We start from the raw sequence: 18712 nt of genomic DNA, 5'->3' as shown, positions 1-18712 counted from the left end.
CACCGACCTGTGAGGACGACCGTTCAATGGACATGCTGTGGAACGGCTGGGGTGACCCGGCCAAGGCGGCACCCCTGCCCGACTCGGTGACCGGCCTGCTGCGCGACCTGCTCGGCGTCAAGCCCCGCACCACCCCCACCCGCTCCCTCGAGGACATCGACCTGCCCGCCCCCACGGCCGGCCCCGCCGCGCTGAAGGCGCTCGCCGAGGCCGTGGGCGGCGCGGACCACGTGCGCACCGACAGCGAGAGCCGCATCCGGCACACCCGCGGCAAGTCCACGCCCGACCTGCTGCGCATCCGCGCCGGGGACTTCTCGGACGTCCCGCAGGCCGTGGCCCTGCCCGCCTCCCACGACGAGGTCCTCGCCGTACTGCGCGCCTGTGCCGCGCACGGACTCGCCGTCGTACCCTTCGGCGGCGGCACCTCGGTCGTGGGCGGACTCGCCCCCCAGCGCACCGCGTTCATCGCCCTGGACCTGCGCCGCATGGACAGCCTGCTCGACCTCGACCCCGTCTCGCGCACCGCCGTACTCCAGCCCGGCCTGCGCGCCCCCGAGGCCGAAGCCCTGCTCGCCGGACACGGCTTCACCCTCGGCCACTTCCCGCAGTCCTTCGAGTGGGCCACCATCGGCGGCTTCGCCGCCGCCCGCTCCAGCGGCCAGGCGTCCGCCGGGTACGGCCGCTTCGACGAGATGGTGCTCGGCCTGACCCTCGCGACCCCCGAGGGCACGATCGAGACCGGCCGGGCCCCGCGCTCCGCCGCCGGACCCGACCTGCGCCAGCTGATCCTCGGCTCCGAGGGCGCCTTCGGCGTCATCACCTCCGTCACCGTACGGATCCGCCCGGTGCCGCAGGCGCGGATCTACGAGGGCTGGCGGTTCGCCTCGTTCGAGGAGGGCGCCGCCGCGCTGCGCAGGCTCGCCCAGGACGGTCCCCGGCCGACCGTGCTGCGGCTGTCCGACGAGACCGAGACCCTCATCGGCCTGGCCCAGCCCGACGCCATCGGTGGCGACCTGTCGCAGAACGCGGCCAGCTGCCTGGCCATCACCGGCTACGAGGGCACGGCCGAGGACACCGCACAGCGCCGGGAGCAGGCGGCGGCCGTTCTCACCGCTTGCGGCGGCACCCTCGTCGGAGCGGAACCGGGCGAACGCTGGGCCCACGGCCGCTTCTCGGCGCCGTACCTGCGCGACGCCCTGCTCGACGTCGGCGCCTTCGCCGAGACCCTCGAGACCGCGGCCTTCTGGTCCCGCATCCCCGACCTCTACACGGCCGTCCGCACCGCGCTCACCGACACCCTCACCGAGGCCGGCACCCCGCCCCTGGTGATGTGCCACATCTCCCACGTGTACGAGAACGGCGCCTCGCTGTACTTCACCGTCGTCAGCGCCCAGGGCGAGGACCCGGTGGCCCACTGGACGCCCGCCAAGCACGCGGCCAACGAGGCCCTGCTGGCGGCCGGCGGCACCATCTCCCACCACCACGGGGTCGGCACCGACCACCGCGACTGGTACATCCGTGAGGCCGGCCCGCTCGGCATCTCGGCCCTGCGCGCCGTCAAGCGCCGACTGGACCCCGAGGGCCTGCTCAACCCCGGCGTCCTGCTTCCCACCGACTGACCCCACCGACCGACCCGACCGACCGATCCGCCTGCTTCGGAGGCACACCGATGCGACAGTTCACCGCCGTCGTCAATCCCACCGCGGGCGGCTCCACCGGGGCGGCGACACTGCTGCACCTGGCCCGGCTGCTGCGCGAGGCCGGAGCCGAGCTGGAGACGGAGTACAGCCACAGCCTCGCCCACGCCCAGGACATCGCCCGCCGCGCAGGCGAGCGCGGCCGGATCGTGCTGGCCGTCGGCGGCGACGGCATCGCCGGCGGCATCGGCGGCGCGCTCAGCGGCACCGGAACCGTCCTCGGCCTGGTGCCCGCGGGCCGCGGCAACGACTTCGCCCGCGCTCTGAAGCTGCCCGCCGACCCCGCCGCACTGGCCGACCTCCTGCTGCACGCCGAGCCCCGGCCGGTCGACACCATCGAGGTGGAGTCGGCCGTCCACCCGCGCACCGTGGTCCTGGGCAGCGTCTACGCCGGCGTGGACGCGGTGGCGAACCGGCACGCCAACCACGCCCGGCTGCTGCGCGGTTCCGCCTCCTACTACGCGGGCGGCCTGCGCGCGGTCACCACCTGGCGGGCGGCCGACTACCGCGTCACCGTCGACGGCGAGCTCCACACCCACCGCGGCTACACCGTCGTGGCCGCCAACTCCCCCTACTACGGCTCCGGTCGGCTCATCGCCCCCGACGCGCGCGTCGACGACGGCCTGCTGGACGTGGTGATGATCCGGGAGGCACCGCGCCGGCTGTTCTTCACCCTCATGAACGAGCTGAAGACGGGCGGCCACGTGCACCGCCCGGAGGTACGAGTGCTGCGCGGCAAGGAGCTGCGCATCGAGGCGAACCGGCCCGTCCCCTACGGCGCGGACGGCGAGGTCGACGCCACCCTGCCGGTCACGGTGCGGGTACGGCCCGGGGACCTGCCGGTGCTGTACTGACCGCGACACTCCTCGCCGCCCAGGAGTCACGCACAACACCTGTCCCACCTGGGCCGGCGAAGTGGTCGGCGCGGATCGGGAAGTGACCCGGCGTCGGTGCATGACCGGCCGGGCCTGGGTATGGGGAGGAAGACCTGGCCGGACGCGCCGGGGGAGGGGTTGGTCGGTCATGACGCTCGAACCCGCCGAGGGCGTGGTGCAGGCGGTCGTCCTCTACGACGGGCGGCTGCTGCTCGTGGCGGACGGCGACGCCTGGGTACTGCCGTCGGGTACTCCCCAACCGGCCGAGTCGGCCGAGGCCACCGCGGCGCGCGTCGTCTACGAACTCACCGGTTACCTCGTCGACGGCACCGAGCCCCTGACACCGCACGACGGGGCACGGGCGGACGAGGCGCCGGCGGTGGTGTGCCAGCTGCTGAGCGAGTCCCCGTCGGACGGGGCGAGCCTCGCGCCGGAGCAGGTGCGCTGGGCGTCGATCCCCGAGGCCGCCGACGCCGTACTTCCGGCAGCCGTACGCGCGTACCTTCGGGGGCACACGCCCGTGTGAGACCCGCCCGGTCTGCCGGTCACCGGTCCGCCTGCGGATCCAGCGTGCGCGCGAGGAAGCGCTGCCGGTCCACGATCGCCCGGTCGATCTCGCCCGTCGCGACCAGTCGGCCCGATCCGTCGACGGCCCGCACCACGAAAGTGAGCGGCCCGCCCGCGACGGAGGCGACGGCCGAGGCACTCACCTCCACCCGGCCACCGACGGGCGTGGCCCGCACATGCCGGACCCGCACCTCCGTCCCGACGGTGGTCTGACCGGACTCGGTGAACGGGGCGGCGGCCCGCACGGTGGCCGCTTCCATCCATGCGATCAGCCGCGGGGTGGCGAGCACGGGCACATCACCACTGCCCACCGTCACCGCGGTGTCGGCCTCGGTCACCTCGTGGCGCATGCCACCACGCTAGCGCCGGCAGGCCCCGGCCGCCGTACGACGGCGTCGCAGCTCGGGGCCGGTCGTACGGCAGCCGCTCCGGCGGCGGACAGGCGCCGCGCCACGACGGAGATGACAGCGTCCGTCGGCCGCCGCGGCAGCTCACGGCTTCACCCGCCCGGCAGCTCCACCACATCCACGGCGGCACCGGCCGGCACTCCGCCCGGGGGAACCACGGCGAGACCGTCCGCCAGGGCCAGCCCACGCAGCATCGCAGGACCGTCGAAGGGCAGTGGCGTCACTTCCTGCCCCGAGGTGAACACCGGCAGCAGCCGGGTGTCGCGCGGATGCCCGGGCAGGGCGGATCCGGCCACCAGCCGCACCGGCTCGCCCCCGGCGTGCCCGCCGAGGCGGCGCAGCAGCGGCTCGGCCAGCGTGACCATGCCGGCCACCGCGGCGAGCGGGTTGCCGGGCAGCCCGATCAGCCATCGCGCCCGGCCGTCGGCGGTACCCGGCAGCTCGGCGAGCAGCATCGGGTGACCGGGGCGAACGGCCACGGAGTCGACCAGCAGCCGGGCGTCCACCGCCCGGAGCGTGTCGTGCAGGAAGTCCACCGGTCCGGCGGCGGTGCTCCCGGTGGTGACCACGACGTCGGCGGGCGAACGGCGCACTGCATCCTGGAGTGCCACCAGGTCGTCGGCGATCAGGCGATGCCCGATCAGTTCGGCGCCGCAGGCATGCAGCCACGGCGGCAGCAGCGGTCCGAGCGCGTCGCGGACCCGCCCGCCGTGCGGCACGCCCCGCTGGAGCAACTCGTCGCCGAGGACGAGCAGTTCCACGCTCGGGCGGCGGTGCACCGTGAGCCGGTCGTACCCGGCGGCCGCCGCCAGGCCCAGCACCCGCTCGGTCACGGTGGTGCCGGAGGGCAGCAACGGCTCGCCGGAGCGGCATTCCTGGGCGCGCGGCCGGATGTCCTGCCCCTCGGGCACCGGCGTGGGGGAGCGGTCGTACAGCACACTCCGTTCGGTGTCCGCCTCGCCGTGCTCGCGCCGCAGCACGGCGGTGGCGCCCACCGGTACCGGGGCGCCGGTGGCGATGGGTACGGCGGTGTCCGGTGCCAGCGGACCGGGCTCCTGCCCGGCCAGGACACCGGTGCCACCGAGCCGCCACGGTCCCGGTCCGGCCACGGCCCAGCCGTCCATCGCGGCGGTCGGGAACGGCGGCAGGTCGGTGAGCGCCGTGAGCGGTTCGGCGAGCGCGTGGCTCAGCGCATCGGTCAGGGTGCGCGGGACCGGGGGCAGCGGTTGCCCGGCGCAGGACCGGGCGATCGCGCGGGCCCGTTCCCAGGCTCGCGCGGGCCGGAGCGAGCCGGGCTCGGTCCGCGGTCCGTGCGCCGCCGTGCCATCGGCCGTCCGGGATGCCGTCATGCGGGTCATCGTTGAGGAGTCGTACGAGGAAGTCAAAGAGGTCTCGTTTGTCTGCCGATAGGCGGCCCTTATTTGATAACCCGCGCCTATCACGTCATCGAAAGCACCTCTTTGACGTGTCCCGGGAAAGGGGCGGATGCTGCCCCGCAGTGCCCATCGGAGAAAGAGGCGGACCGGAACATGAGCGGCATCGAGGACCCGGACGACGATCTGTCGGTCACCCCGCCCAAGCGCTGGGCGACCGGTGTGCCGGCGGTGACGCACGCACTGGAGTACTCGCTGGGACAGACGACCGTACGACGCACCGCGCTGACCCTGCTGAACATCAACCAGGTCAAGGGATTCGACTGCCCGGGATGCGCCTGGCCCGAGCCCGCAGCGGGTAAACGGCACCGCAACGAATACTGCGAGAACGGCGCCAAGCACATCAGTGACGAGGCCACCTCGCGGCGTATCACCGCCGAGTTCTTCCGCCGGTACTCGATCGCCGAACTGGGCGCCAAGTCGGACTACTGGCTCAACCAGCAGGGCCGGCTGACCGAGCCGGTGATCAAGCGGCCCGGCGCCGAGCACTACGAGCCCATCGGCTGGGACGAGGCGCTCGATGTGCTCGCCGCCGGACTCCGCCGGCTGGACTCCCCGGACGAGGCCCTCTTCTACACCTCCGGCCGGCTGAACAACGAGGCGGCTTTCCTGCTGCAGCTCTTCGCCCGCGCCTATGGCACCAACAACCTGCCGGACTGCTCCAACATGTGCCACGAGTCGAGCGGCTCCGCGCTGATGGAGACCCTGGGCATAGGCAAGGGCAGCGTCTGCCTGGACGACATCCACACCGCGGACCTCGTCTTCGTCGTCGGACAGAACCCGGGCACCAACCACCCGCGCATGCTGACCGCGCTGGAGGAGACCAAACGCAACGGCGGCAAGGTCATCGCGGTCAACCCGCTGCCGGAGGCCGGGCTCATCCGCTTCAAGCATCCGCAGAAGGCCCGCGGAGTGCTCGGCCGGGGTACGGCGATAGCCGACCAGTTCCTGCAGATCCGCCCCGGCGGCGACCTCGCCCTGTTCCAGGCGCTCAACCGGCTGCTGCTGGAAGCCGAGGACGCGCGCCCGGGCACCGTGCTCGACCACGCCTTCATCGGCGCCCACACCACCGGCTTCGCCGATTTCGCCGACCACGCCCGGAAGGTCGCGTGGGAGGACATCCTCGCCGCGACCGGGCTGAGCCGCGACGAGATCGAGGCCGTCCACGACCGGGTGCTGCGCAGCGGGAAGATCATCGTCTGCTGGGCCATGGGGCTCACCCAGCACAAGCACGGCGTCCCCACCATCCGCGAGGTCGTCAACTTCCTCCTGCTGCGCGGCAACGTCGGCAGGCCGGGCGCGGGGGTGTGCCCGGTGCGCGGCCACAGCAACGTCCAGGGCGACCGCACGATGGGCATCTGGGAGCGCATGCCGCAGACGTTCCTCGACGCCCTGGGCCGCGAGTTCGGCTTCACTCCGCCCGCGCACCACGGACTGGACTCCGTCGACGGCATCCGGGCCATGCGCGACGGCACGGCCAAGGTGTTCCTCGGCGTCGCCGGGAACTTCGTGCGGGCCTCGCCCGACAGCCATGTCACCGAGGAGGCGATGCGGCGCTGCCGGCTCACCGCGCACATCTCCACCAAGCTCAACCGCTCCCACACCGTCTGCGGCGACACCGCCCTCATCCTGCCCACCCTCGGCCGCAGCGACCGTGACATCCAGGCGGCCGGCGAGCAGTTCATCACCGTCGAGGACTCCATGAGCGAGGTGCACGCCTCCCGCGGACGCCTGGCGCCGGCCTCCCCGCACCTGCTCAGCGAGGTCGCGATCATCAGCCGGCTGGCCCGCAGGACTCTCGGCGACACCCCGGACATCCCCTGGGAGGAGTTCGAGGCGGACTACGGCACCGTCCGCGACCGGATCTCCCGCGTCGTACCGGGCTTCGAGGACTTCAACGCGCGCGTGGCCGGGCGCGGCGGTTTCCGGCTGCCCAACCCGGTCAACCAGCGCGTGTTCCGCACACCGAGCGGCAAGGCCGTCTTCACGGTCAACGAGTTCACGATGCCGCACATCCCCGAGGGCCATCTGCTGCTGCAGACGCTGCGCTCCCACGACCAGTGGAACACCGTGCCGTACGCGATGAGCGACCGCTACCGCGGCATCCACAACGCCCGCCGGGTCGTGCTCGTCAACCCCGCCGACCTCGCGGCGCTGGGGCTCGCCGACCGCGACCGGGTGGACCTGGTCGCCGTCTGGCACGACGGGCTGGAGCGGCGCGCGGAGGACTTCCGCGTCGTCGCCTACCCCACCAGCCGCGGCTCCGCCGCCTCCTACTACCCCGAGACCAACGTCCTGGTACCGCTGGACAGCGTCGCCGACATCAGCAATACCCCCACGTCCAAAGGCGTGCTGATCCGCCTGGAGCCCACACACGCCGACGCACGGGCCGAACCCGGCCGAACCACCTGAGGCACCGCGGGACAGCCGGGGTGCCGTCGCGGGGGATCGGCGCGGCCTTTCGGGACAGGGGAGCTACCGGACCGGGTCGCCGGGTACGCGTTCCAGGGCCGAGGCCACGTCGGTGGTGCGGGCGATGTCCATCAGTGCCCTGGCCATCACCGACCCCGGCTCACGTGCGGCGATCACCAGTCCCACGGGCACCGCCGCGGCGGGCTCCACCAGCCGCACCGCCCGCATACCGTGCGGGACGCCGAACACATGGAGCCAGGCATGCGGCACGATGCTCGCCCACTGCCCCGTCCTCACATGGGCGAACAGCGCCGCCACGGAGTCGGTCTCCAGCCGCGGCGAGGGCTGCGCCCCGGCCCGCGCGAACAGCTCGTCCAGCACCCGGCGGCCCTGCATCGCCTGGGTCAGCATGCACAGCGGCAGCCGTGACGCCTCCGCCCACGTGGCCGTCGTACGCCGGGCCAGGCCGTCTGCGGCCGCGAGCAGCAGCACGTACCGCTCCCGGTACAGCGGAACCGTGTGGAAGTGCTCCGGCAGGTCCTCGCGCAGATATGTGACCGCGGCGTCGAGCTCGAAGTTCTGCAGCTGGCGCAGGATGTCCGTGGCCTGCAGATCCGCTATGACCTCCACCGTGACCAGCGGGTGCGCAGCGCAGAACGGGCCGGTCAGCTGGGCCACGGCACCGGAGGCGGTCGGCACCGAACCGATCCGCATCCGGCCGCTCAACCCGCTGCGCAGCGCGTCGACCTCGTCCTTGAGGGCGTCACGGTCGGCGAGGATCCGCTGCGCCCAGACGACGATGCGCTCCCCCTCCGGGGTGAGGCCCTCGTACTTGCGGCCGCGCCGCACCAGCGGCACGTCGAGTTCCTCCTCCAGCTTGCGCAGCGCCTCCGACAGCGCGGGCTGGGAGACGTGGCAGGCCTGGGCGGCACGGGCGAAATGCCGCTCCCGGGAGAGGGCGACAAGGTATTCCAGTTGACGGAAGAGCACGGCACGGGTGTACCCGACCACCCGCCGTAAAGCCAATCCGGGACCCGCCGCCCGGCCGCGCGCCGTTGTGTCCTCCGTTTGCGGTGCCCTGCACGGCGGGGTTCAGTGATTACGGACCCCCATGGAACAACGGAACAACGACCCCGCGAAGCACACGCCCGGGCCCAGGAGCCGTCATGTCGATGTCGTTCGGTGCACCGTTCGGTTCGTCGGATCCGTTCAGCGAGCTGTTCAGCCGATTCTTCGGGACGTCGCCGGCGTCGTCGCCTCCCGCCGTGCAGCGGATGCCCATCGGCCGGCTGCTGACGGAGTCGTCGCAGGAACTGCTCAACCTGGCCGCGCAGCGGGCGGTCGAGGACGGTACGTCCGATCTGGACACGGAGCACCTGCTGTGGGCGGCCACGAAGGTCGAGCCGTCCCGAAGACTGCTCTCACAGGTGGGTGTCGATCCCGACACGCTGGCTGCCGAGATCGCCGAGATCCTGCCCCGGGAGGGCGGCGAGCCGTCCTCGCAGCCGGGCCTCACCCCCGCGGCCAAGCGCACCCTGCGCGCCGCCTACGCCCAGTCGCAGGCGGCCGGTGTGTCGTACATCGGCCCTGAACACATCCTCGGCGCCCTGCTGGGCGACAGCGACACGGGCGCCGCCAAGCTGCTGTTCGCCGAGGGCATGGATACGAAGAAACTGGCGGGTCTGAGCGAACAGGCCGCCCGCAGCGAGGGACTTCCCACCGAACGCAAGGCGCCGGCGACGACGCTGGACGAGTTCGGCCGGGATCTGACGGAGGAGGCCAGGGCGGGCAAGCTGGATCCGGTGGTGGGGCGTGCGGAGGAGATCGAGCAGACGGTCGAGATCCTCTCGCGGCGGTCCAAGAACAATCCGGTGCTGATCGGCGAGCCGGGCGTGGGGAAGACCGCGATCGTGGAGGGGCTGGCGCAGCGGATCGTGGCGGGGGAGGTCCCCGACACGCTCAAGGACAAGAGGGTCGTCGCGCTGGACCTGTCCGGGATGGTGGCCGGGGCGCAGTACCGGGGCCAGTTCGAGGAGCGGCTGAAGAAGGTCATCGAGGACGTCCAGGCGGCCAAGGGCCGGATCATCCTCTTCATCGACGAGCTCCACACCGTCGTCGGCGCCGGGGCGACCGGCGAGGGCTCGATGGACGCGGGCAACATGCTCAAGCCCGCCCTCGCGCGCGGTGAACTCCGTGTGGTGGGGGCGACGACGATCGACGAGTACCGCAAGTACGTGGAGAAGGACGCGGCGTTGGAGCGCAGGTTCCAGCCGGTGATGGTGCCGGAGCCGACGGTGGAGGAGACGGTGCAGATCCTGGAGGGTCTGCGGGATTCGTACGAGGCCCATCATCAGGTGCGGTTCGACGACGCGGCGCTGGCCGCGGCGGCGGAGCTGTCGGACCGCTACATCACCGACCGTTTCCTGCCCGACAAGGCCATCGATGTGATGGACCAGGCCGGTGCCCGGGTGCGGCTGCGCAGCGTGGGCCGCTCCACGGAGGTGGTCAGCCGCGAGGACCGTATCGCGGGGCTCCGCCGTGAACTCGAACAGGCCGTATCGGCCGAGGACTTCGAGAGGGCGTCGGAGCTGAAACGGCAGATCTCCGAGGTCGAGGGCGAACTCGCCGGCATCGAGGAGCGCCGGGAGGGCGTGGTGTCGGTGACGGCCGCGGACATCGCCGATGTCGTCTCGCGCCGCACCGGGATCCCGGTGTCGCAGCTGACGGCGAGCGAGAAGGAGAAGCTGCTCAAGCTCGAGGAGGAGATGCACGCCCGGATCGTCGGCCAGGACGAGGCTGTCACCGCGGTCTCCCAGGCGGTACGGCGCAACCGGGCCGGGATGGGCGATCCGAACCGTCCGGTGGGATCCTTCCTCTTCCTCGGCCCCACGGGCGTCGGCAAGACGGAACTCGCCAAGACCCTCGCGGCATTGCTGTTCGGGGACGAGGACCGGATGATCCGGTTCGACATGAGCGAGTTCCAGGAGAAGCACACCGTCGCCCGGCTCGTGGGTGCCCCGCCCGGATACGTGGGGTACGAGGAAGCGGGCCAGCTGACCGAGAAGGTGCGCCGCCGGCCGTACAGCGTGGTGTTGTTCGACGAGGTGGAGAAGGCGCACCCGGACGTCTTCAACACACTGCTGCAGATCCTGGACGACGGCCGGCTGACCGACGCCCAGGGCCGTACCGTCGACTTCCGGCACTGCGTGATCATCATGACGTCCAACATCGGCGCGCACCGGATCCTCGATCACAAGGGTGATGTGTCGGAGCTGAAGGACGAGTTGATGGAGGATCTGCGGGGGAGGTTCCTGCCGGAGTTCCTCAACCGGATCGACGACATCATCATCTTCCACGCGCTGACCGAGGACGACCTGGGGCGGATCGTCGACCATCTGCTGGACCAGAGCAAGCGCCGCGTCCATGCCCAGGGCATGACGCTGGAGGTGACCGAGGCGGCGAAGAAGCTGCTCATCGCGCACGGCCACCAGCCGGAGTTCGGGGCCCGCCCGCTGCGGCGCACGATCCAGGCGGAACTCGACAACCGCATCGCCACCCTCCTGCTCAGTGGCGAGGCCGAGCCCGGCGACACCATCGTCGCCGACCTGCAACACGACTCCCTGCACTGCACGGTACGGAAGACGAGCCGCTCCGCCGCCGGCGGGTGAACAGCCGGGCTGGGAGCGGCTGTTCAGCCCTGCTCGCTCTGCTCCCCGATCGACACCACGACCGCGCTCGACGGGCCGTCCGGGGTGTCGAAGCGGACCGAGTCACCGGCACGGCGCCCGAGCAGCGCACGCCCGAGCGGGCTGCCGGCGGTGACCAGGTTCTGGTCCAGGGCCTCGGCGACCTCGCCGATCTGCAGGGACTCCACCGAGCCGTCCGGGAAGCGGACGGTGACCGTGCTGCCCACGCCGACCACGTCCGTGGAGGCCGGCCCGGCCAGGTCCGCTTGGCGCAGCCGCTCGGTGATGGCCTCGATACGACGGTCCAGGCGATCGAGCTGGCCGGCGCGCTGCAACTGCTCGGCCTGATCGGCCTGGTCCCCCACGTCCGTGCTGTCGAGCAGGGTTCCGGCGACGAGCCGGCGCTCGTCGCGCAGGTCGGCCAGCTCCTGCTCCAGCGCGCGACGGGCCGCGCTGCCGATCGGCTCCGGGTCACCGGTCATTCCGGCTCCTCTGGTCCTGGGGAGAATATTCACAAGGCGGGCATTTTTCGCATCGTACCAACGGGGTCCCGCTGCGGTGGAGAGGTAATGAGTACGGATATACCGTATTTAAGAGCGTTTTCCAGAATCGGTTTCCCTCTCTTCTGTCTCAGGAGGCTGCCATGTCCTCGAAGCGACGCAGGAAGAAGAAGTCCCGGCGCAACCATCGCGCCAATCACGGGAAACGACCCCAGTCCTGAAGCCCCACTCGGGTAGGGTCCACCGCATGACGTCCGCCGTCGTCGTCGGGGGTGGGCCCAACGGGCTCGTCGCCGCCGCACTCCTCGCCAGGGCGGGACTTCAGGTCACACTCCTGGAAGCGGCGGACCAGGTCGGCGGCGGCACCCGCAGCCACGAGGCGATCCTGCCGGGACTCGTGCACGACCACTGCTCGGCCATCCACCCCACGGCCGTCGGCTCCCCGGCGCTGCGCGCGCTCGGTCTCGAACAGCACGGCCTGCGCTGGCTTTCGGCGGACATCGACTGCGCCCATCCGCTGGACGACGGCAGCGCCGGGGTACTGCTGCGTTCCGTGGCGGATACCGCACGCCTGCTCGGACCCGACGCAGACCGGTACCGGGCACTCCTCGCATCCCCGGTACGTCACTGGGACGCCCTGGCGGACGACGTGATGGGCCCCCTGCTGCGCGTCCCCGCACACCCGCTGCTCCTCGCCCGCTTCGGCCTGCCGACCACCCTTCCGGCCACCCTCCTCGCCCGCCTCTTCGGCACCCCGCGGGCGCGGGCCCTGTGGGCCGGCGTCGCGGCGCACGCCTTCCGCCCGCTGTCGCGCCCGTTCACCTCCGCGATCGGGCTCGCCATCCTCACCGCGGGTCACGCCGCCGGCTGGGCCGTGGCCGAGGGCGGCTCCCAGTCCATCGCCCGCAGCATCGAACGCGTGCTGCGCACACACGGAGGCACCGTCCACACCGGCGTCCGCGTCACCGACCACCGCCGTCTCCCGCCCGCCGACGTGACCCTCCTGGACCTCGACCCCGGCCAGGTCGCCACCCTCTACGGCGACCGGCTCCCGCCCCGGGTGCGCGATGCCTACCGGCGCTTCCGGCGCGCCCCGGCCGTCTTCAAGCTCGACCTCGCCGTCGAAGGCGGCGTGCCGTGGACGAACGAGCACGCGCGCCGGGCCGGCACCGTGCACCTCGGTGGCCCGCTCGCCGAGGTGGCCCGCGCGGAGCGGGACGTGGTCGCCGGCCGCATGCCCGAGCGGCCCTTCGTGCTGGTCGGCCAGCAGTACCTGGCCGACCCCTCCCGTTCGGTGGGCGACGTCCACCCCGTCTACACCTACGCCCATGTCCCGTACGGCTACGACGGGGACGCGACCGAGGCGATACTCCGTCAGCTGCAGCGGTTCGCGCCCGGTGTCCGGGAGCGTGTCGTGGGCAGCCGGGCCACCCGGCCCGCCTCGTTCGCCGCCGCCAACCCCAACTTCGCCGGCGGTGACATCATCACCGGCGCCAGGACGACCCCTCAGCTCCTGCTGGGTCCCCGCCCGACCCTCGACCCGTACTCGACCGGCGTGCCCGGGGTGTTCCTGTGCTCTGCGGCGACCCCGCCCGGCCCCGGAGCACACGGCATGTGCGGTGCCGGAGCCGCTGCGTCCGCCCTGCGCCACGTGGGGGTCCGGGCCGCCTCCTGACAGCGGCCCACAGGCCGTGCGCCTCGGCGGCCGTGCGGCGCCTCGGTGTCGGGTCCCGGCAGACGTGCCTGGTCGACCTCAGGACGCCCTCGATGTGCCGCACGGCCGCCAACTCCCGGCGTACGGCGTCCCGTACCGGCTTCGCGGCGCGGACGACGACGCAGATCCCCTGGGGCGGCCGTCCCGGATACCGCGCAGGTTGTACGTGGCGCCGTACTACCGCGGCCGGTGGAGCGAGGAGTCAACTCCCGGGTTGGCGACGGCGGAAGCGCCGGCCCATACCTTGTGTGACGTGCCGAGAGGCACTCGACAACCAGGGGGAAATCCATGCGAACGAACATCCTGACCAGGGCGCTCCTCACCGCCACCACCGCGGTCGCCCTGGCTGCCGGCAGCCTCGCCGCCGCGGGCACCAGCGTCGCCGCACCCGCGGCCACCCACCCGGCGGCCGGCACCGGGGCCGTCACCCCGCAGGCCGTGAACAACCTCGGCCTGAACGCCACCCAGGCCAAGAAGGTCCAGCGCTGGCTGAAGACGTACTGGCACTACACCGGCTCCATCGACGGCCAGCTCGGCCCCAACAGCTGGAAGGCCTTCCAGCGCTGCCTGAAGCAGTACTGGGGCTACACCGGCCCGATCGACGGCGTCGTCGGCAAGGGCACCGTCAAGGCCCTGCAGCGCCTGCTGAAGGACAGCTGGGGTTACACCGGCCCCATCGACGGCATCGCCGGCTCCGGCACCCAGGCCGCGTTCAAGCGATTCGCCAACGCCCACTGAGCACCGCACCGGCTGTGTGAGAGACCTGCCCTTCGCCTCCGTCCAGGATCAGGAGTCCGCGACGGAGGCGAAGGCACCTCTCCACAGCGCAGGGACGGTGGGACGGGAGGGCTGCCTACGCCTGGGCCTCCCGGGCCGCGGACGTGAGCGACATGTCCGCGTAGCGCTGGCCCGCGACCTGGCCGGCGATCGGCTCCAGCACGGCCAGTTCGCCGGCGCTCGGCGTGATCCGGGTGGCCCCGGCGTTCTCGAGCAGGCGGCCGCGCTTGCGGGTGCCGGGGATCGGCACCACGGTCAGACCGTGCACCTCGGCCCGCTGCTGCACCCAGGCCAGCGCGATCTGCGCCGTGGTGGCCCCGTGATCGGCGGCGATCTTGTGCAATAGAGGTCGATGACCTCGACGTCCAGGCGGCGCAGACTCGCCTCGACGGCCTTCTTGATATAGCCGGGATCGTTGCGGATGGCCCGGTAACCAGGGTCGTCCGCACGGTATTCGATGCCGAACTTCGTGGCCAGGGTGATCTCGTCGCGGTGCGCGGCCAAGAACGGTGCGAGGAACTCCTCGTTGGCGCCGACGCCGTACATGTCGGCGGTGTCGATGAGGGTGACGCCCGCCTCGACGGCGGCCTCCAGAGTGTCGCGGGCCGCGGCATCGTCGGTCTGCCCGTAGGCGGCGCTGATGCCCATGGCCCCGAAGCCCTGGACGCCGACAAGCAAGTGCGTTCAGGGGTAGATCTTCTGGTGCGCGGCGAGCATGGTCACGAACTTCTCGATGCGTGCTGCCCGGGTCTGCGGCTTCTTGGCGTCCTGAACGCGGTAGAGGATGGCGTACCGGTTACGGCTGTCCAGGGTGGAGAAGAACTCCCGCGCCCCTGGAGCGGCATCCAGGGCTTCCTGGAGATCGTCGGGCACGGTCGCCGCGCTCTGACTCGCGTACGCCGCCTCCCAGCGGCCGTCCGCCTTCGCCTTCTCCACCTCCCGCAGGCCGGCCGGTCGCATACGGCCCCGCTCCATGAGCTCGGTGGCCTTCTGCCGGTTCACCTTCGACCACCTGCTGCCTTGCCGCCGCGGGGTGAAGCGCTGCAGCCAGTGCCGCTCGTCCAGTTTCTTCTTCTGCCCGTCGATCCAGCCGAAGCAGAGCGCCGACTCCAGCGCTCCGGCGTAGTCGATGCCGTCGATCCCGGAGCCCTTCTTCGGGATCTTCAGCCAGACACCCCGCACGTCGGTGTCATGCTCCTCCAGCCATTCCTCCCACGCCTGCGGCGTGGCGAAGGCGAGCACCGGATCGGCCCCGCTCCGCGCTCCACCCGCGCGTGCTCCACTCGACATGCGCCACATCAAAACCCACCCCGGTGGTGCGGTCAATCAGGACGCACGGCGGGTGGCAGGCGCGCTGAGTGGCCGTCGGTCCGCGCACGTTGACGAGGAACTCATCTGCCGGGACTGCGCCGGCAAGCCGGGCACCGGCAAAACGTCGGCTGGGCCGAGGCGGGGCGCACCGAGCCGCGTGCCCGGTGCGCCCGCCCGCTCACGCCGCGTACCCGCCGTCCACCGAGAGTTCGGCGCCCGTCACGTACACCGTCTCCGGTCCCGCCAGGTAGGCCACGGCCGACGCCACCTCCTCGGCCGTGCCGAAACGACCGACGGCGGTCATGGCCGCCTGGCCGGACGCGAAGGGACCGTCCGCGGGGTTCATGTCGGTGTCGATCGGGCCCGGATGGACGACGTTCGCGGTGATCCCGCGCCCGCCCAGCTCGCGGGCCAGCGCCTTCGTCAGCCCGATGACGGCCGACTTGCTCATCGCGTACAGCGTGCCGCCCGGGCCCGGCGTGTGGTGGGTGACACAGCTGCCGATGGTGATGATCCGCCCGCCGGACGCCATGACCGCGGCAGCGGCCTGGGCGGCCAGGAACACCCCACGGACGTTCACGGCGATGAGCCGGTCCACGTCGGCGAGCGACATGTTCTCCAGCGGCTGCATCAGTCCGACGGCCGCGTTGTTCACGAGCACGTCGAGGCCCCCGAGCGCCTCGGCCGCACGGCCCACCGCGCCTGCCGCCTCCTCCGCGTCCGCGGCGTCGGCGCGCAGGGCGACCGCTCGCCGCCCCAGCGCCTCGACGGCCCGCACCACGTCCTCCGCCGCCTCCTTCCCGTGCACGAAGGTCACGGCCACGTCCGCGCCTTCCCGTGCCAGTCGCAGTGCCGTCGCCGCGCCGATGCCCCGGCTGCCGCCGGTGACCAGGGCCTTCTTGCCATTCAGGGTTGCCTGTGAAGTCATGGGTCCATCCCACCGGCGGGAGCTGAACGATGCTGGCGGCGAACGGACCTCGACCTGGCGGCCGAGCGTGGCAGGCAGACCTCTGCCCGGGGTGACGCATCAGTCTGTACGCCCACCACCGGCCCGGACGCCGTGACCAGGTCGATTGGCTGCTCCGCGCGGCGGCCATACCCGTGGTGCTGCCGGCTGAGATGGCGCCGGCCATGCTCGTCGTGCTGGTTGCGCTGCAGGCGGCCGCCGAGGAGTACTCATCCGCGCCTGCCTGACGCAGGCCGTACCGGGGCGTTGTCAGTGCCGGGCCGTAGTGTGCGGAGTGCGGCCCGGTTGTTGGAGGTGATGGGGGTTATGGTGCGCAGGCCTGTCGAGGGAGAAGTCCACGTCCATTACGGTCAGCTCTACGTCGAGAGCGATCCGGACAGTTACGGCCCGGACCTCGCCGAGGCGTTCGCGGGCCAGTCCTCCGGGCTGTGCGGCGCGGCGATTCCCGGAACCCTGTGGCTGACGACCGGTCTCCACACGGGCAACGTCGGCTTCACCGTCGAAGTGCACGACGAGGCACCGCCGTTGGAGCCCGGCTGGGAGGACGTCGTGGAGGTGTCCTTCCGCCCCGTCTCGGACCACAGGGCGCTCGTGCTGTGGGGAGGCGAGGGATTCTGGGAGCTGGACCTGGAGGAGACCGACCACCGGGTGCGGTACTGCGCCAAGGGCATGGACGCGGCACACGAGGAGGACACCCGACTGGACGACGAGCCGCAACTGGACTCCTATCTGCTGCAGTTCTGGCCGGCACCGCCCGCACCGGACCGTGTGGTGCACCAGACCTCGCAGGCGGCGGCGTACTGGCACGACTACGCTCGCCGACTGCCGCCCCCTCCGACCCCGGCCGAACGCGCCGAGGCCGAACGCCAGGCCCGCCTCGCGCGGGAACAGGCGGACAGAGAACGCGAACTGGCCTACGAACGCTGGGAGTGGGGCGGGCAGTCGCCGAGCCAGGCGCTGCGCGACGTCGACGGGAACGTGCGCGGCCTGCTCGACTTCGACGCGGCGCTCGTCCACGCCATTGACGCCGCCGGCCCCGCCACACAGCGGGCGGTGGCCCTGCTGGCCGCGCGTCGCGCGTGCGAGGCGGCGGGTCTCGCGCAGCTGGACTGGATCGCCGCGGGACTCACCGCCGTCACCGAGGGACGACCGCTGCCTCCACCGCTCGATGACGAGACCCGGGTCTGGCAGGCCCTCGAAGGCGACCCGAGGGTGCCTGACAGGACCGTCGGCCAAGCCGTGCCGCCCGAGCGCCCGCCCTTCGACGCACCACACGCCTGGGACGAACTGTCCCTGCCGATTCCCGCACCCGACCCGACCGGCCTGACCGTCGGGCCCGCAGCCGACCGGATACCGGCGCCGGAACCGACCGAGCCGGCGACACCCGACCCCACCGGAGCGACGCGGTACACCCTGCGGGTCACGATCGGCGAGCCGGACCGGTCCCTGCCCGTGTCACAGCCGCACATGGCCCTCCCCGCCCTGCTCGGCGCCGCCGAGCCCGACCCACTGCAGGCGGCCCTGGACGCGGTGTACGCGGGCATCAGCACATACGGCGAGGACTATCCGGCCCTGCTGCGGGAGGTCTGGTCGATGTGCGACGGCAGCGGTTCCTAGCGGGCGGCCGTGGCGGGCACACCCGGCGGAGCCTGTTGTGCGGGCTCCGGAACCGGCCGGACCGGCGGTACGGCACCCCGGTTCCGCACGCGGTGCACCGTGGGGCAACGGCGGCCACGCTGCTGGGCACGCCAGTCACCCGGATGATCCCGCGGAGCGGGTGCGCCGGTGGGCCGCCACCCGCTCACGAGTCGCGCAGCGCCGCGAGCAGTAGCGGCGTTCGGGGCCGGGCCCCTGGGTGATGAAGACGTTCCGGCAGGCGGTGGACGCGCAGATCCGGCCGGGCGGGAGCTGGCGGTCCCAGATCAGAACGGTCAGGGCCAGGCAGGACGAGGCGAGGAACCACTCGTCCCAGGGAGCGTCGTCGTCGTGATCGAGGTGGGGATGCCAGGGCGTGCCGCCGCCGTGCGAGGTGAGGCGGAGCGGTTCGGTGTGCTCGTTCAGCAGGCGATTGAGGGCGACGGCGGCATCGTCGGTGTGCTCGGCGGCGAAGACTTTCCGAAGCCGGGCGGCGACCTCGCGCATCTGCGCGACATCCCGGGAGGTGAGGTCCACGGGACCCGTCTCGCCGTATGTGCGGAGCACCTCCGCCACGCGGACCGGTTCGGGGTGGTCCTCGGCGAGGGCGTTGAGGAGGGCGGCGGAGCGACGGGCCATGGTCAGGACGGAGTGCCTGGTGGACCAGTCACCGTCGGCATCGTTGCTGGAGGGCACCACGGCAATGTAACGCATATTGCGGAGTTTTGAGT

Annotated in this window: 15 protein-coding genes and 1 pseudogene; 8 read left to right on the top strand and 8 right to left on the bottom strand. The window is 72.1% G+C overall.

Annotated features, from left to right (window positions below; all coding sequences use genetic code 11):
• Positions 1-26: 26 nt before the first annotated feature.
• The 3 genes from ACWC0C_RS10140 to ACWC0C_RS10130 all read left to right on the top strand — a co-directional run bounded on the left by ACWC0C_RS10140 (position 27) and on the right by ACWC0C_RS10130 (position 3098).
• Positions 27-1619 carry an FAD-binding oxidoreductase gene (locus ACWC0C_RS10140; protein WP_450863037.1) on the top strand — a complete coding sequence of 531 codons (1593 nt, stop codon included), beginning with the start codon at positions 27-29 and terminating at the stop codon, positions 1617-1619.
• Positions 1620-1669: 50 nt separating this feature from the next.
• Positions 1670-2551 (top strand): YegS/Rv2252/BmrU family lipid kinase, encoded by an 882-nt coding sequence (locus ACWC0C_RS10135; protein ID WP_449194210.1) that lies wholly within the window; start codon positions 1670-1672, stop codon positions 2549-2551.
• A gap of 169 nt (positions 2552-2720) precedes the next feature.
• Positions 2721-3098 carry an NUDIX hydrolase gene (locus tag ACWC0C_RS10130; protein ID WP_449194211.1) on the top strand — a complete coding sequence of 126 codons (378 nt, stop codon included), beginning with the start codon at positions 2721-2723 and terminating at the stop codon, positions 3096-3098.
• A 19-nt stretch (positions 3099-3117) separates the two neighbouring features.
• Here ACWC0C_RS10130 and ACWC0C_RS10125 read toward each other — a convergent pair whose 3' ends face one another.
• Positions 3118-3489, bottom strand: coding sequence for a thioesterase family protein (locus tag ACWC0C_RS10125; protein ID WP_449194212.1), 372 nt, complete (start codon positions 3487-3489; stop codon positions 3118-3120).
• A gap of 149 nt (positions 3490-3638) precedes the next feature.
• The gene (locus ACWC0C_RS10120) at positions 3639-4895 is read right to left on the bottom strand and encodes a molybdopterin molybdotransferase MoeA (RefSeq protein ID WP_450863036.1); all 1257 of its coding nucleotides are present in this window, start codon (positions 4893-4895) and stop codon (positions 3639-3641) included.
• A gap of 180 nt (positions 4896-5075) precedes the next feature.
• On the opposite strand from ACWC0C_RS10120, the gene ACWC0C_RS10115 reads away from it, so the two are divergent.
• Positions 5076-7391: an FdhF/YdeP family oxidoreductase gene (locus ACWC0C_RS10115; protein ID WP_450863035.1), complete on the top strand. Its 2316-nt coding sequence runs from the start codon at positions 5076-5078 to the stop codon at positions 7389-7391.
• A 63-nt stretch (positions 7392-7454) separates the two neighbouring features.
• Here the strand turns inward: ACWC0C_RS10115 and ACWC0C_RS10110 are convergent, their stop codons facing one another.
• On the bottom strand, positions 7455-8381 hold the full coding sequence (locus ACWC0C_RS10110) for a LysR family transcriptional regulator (RefSeq protein WP_450863033.1): 927 nt from the start codon (positions 8379-8381) through the stop codon (positions 7455-7457).
• A gap of 176 nt (positions 8382-8557) precedes the next feature.
• Here ACWC0C_RS10110 and ACWC0C_RS10105 point away from each other — a divergent pair, with 176 nt between their 5' ends.
• Complete coding sequence (locus tag ACWC0C_RS10105; RefSeq protein ID WP_450863031.1) at positions 8558-11059, top strand: ATP-dependent Clp protease ATP-binding subunit; 2502 nt, start codon at positions 8558-8560, stop codon at positions 11057-11059.
• Between the two features lie 23 nt (positions 11060-11082).
• Here the strand turns inward: ACWC0C_RS10105 and ACWC0C_RS10100 are convergent, their stop codons facing one another.
• Complete coding sequence (locus tag ACWC0C_RS10100) at positions 11083-11559, bottom strand: GreA/GreB family elongation factor (RefSeq protein ID WP_449194217.1); 477 nt, start codon at positions 11557-11559, stop codon at positions 11083-11085.
• 265 nt (positions 11560-11824) lie between these two features.
• Between ACWC0C_RS10100 and ACWC0C_RS10095 the strand changes: the two genes are divergently transcribed.
• A complete protein-coding gene (locus tag ACWC0C_RS10095) occupies positions 11825-13252 on the top strand; it encodes a phytoene desaturase family protein (protein WP_450863029.1) in 1428 nt (475 codons plus the stop codon).
• Between the two features lie 327 nt (positions 13253-13579).
• Positions 13580-14029 (top strand): peptidoglycan-binding domain-containing protein, encoded by a 450-nt coding sequence (locus ACWC0C_RS10090; protein ID WP_449194219.1) that lies wholly within the window; start codon positions 13580-13582, stop codon positions 14027-14029.
• Positions 14030-14144: 115 nt separating this feature from the next.
• On the opposite strand, the pseudogene ACWC0C_RS10085 reads toward ACWC0C_RS10090, so the two are convergent.
• The 3 genes and pseudogenes from ACWC0C_RS10085 to ACWC0C_RS10075 form a co-directional block, all read right to left on the bottom strand.
• Positions 14145-14746: pseudogene (locus ACWC0C_RS10085) on the bottom strand (aldo/keto reductase).
• A 6-nt stretch (positions 14747-14752) separates the two neighbouring features.
• Complete coding sequence (locus ACWC0C_RS10080) at positions 14753-15358, bottom strand: YdeI/OmpD-associated family protein (protein WP_450863027.1); 606 nt, start codon at positions 15356-15358, stop codon at positions 14753-14755.
• A gap of 199 nt (positions 15359-15557) precedes the next feature.
• Positions 15558-16307, bottom strand: coding sequence for an SDR family oxidoreductase (locus ACWC0C_RS10075; RefSeq protein WP_450863026.1), 750 nt, complete (start codon positions 16305-16307; stop codon positions 15558-15560).
• Between the two features lie 345 nt (positions 16308-16652).
• Between ACWC0C_RS10075 and ACWC0C_RS10070 the strand changes: the two genes are divergently transcribed.
• Complete coding sequence (locus ACWC0C_RS10070; RefSeq protein WP_450863024.1) at positions 16653-17963, top strand: hypothetical protein; 1311 nt, start codon at positions 16653-16655, stop codon at positions 17961-17963.
• Between the two features lie 135 nt (positions 17964-18098).
• Here ACWC0C_RS10070 and ACWC0C_RS10065 read toward each other — a convergent pair whose 3' ends face one another.
• Complete coding sequence (locus tag ACWC0C_RS10065) at positions 18099-18695, bottom strand: CGNR zinc finger domain-containing protein (protein ID WP_450863022.1); 597 nt, start codon at positions 18693-18695, stop codon at positions 18099-18101.
• Between the last annotated feature and the right edge of the window lie 17 nt (positions 18696-18712).

Source organism: Streptomyces sp. NPDC001709 (assembly GCF_053596375.1).
Note: the sequence above shows the minus strand (reverse complement) of the source record. Positions and strands in the feature narration are given on the sequence as shown.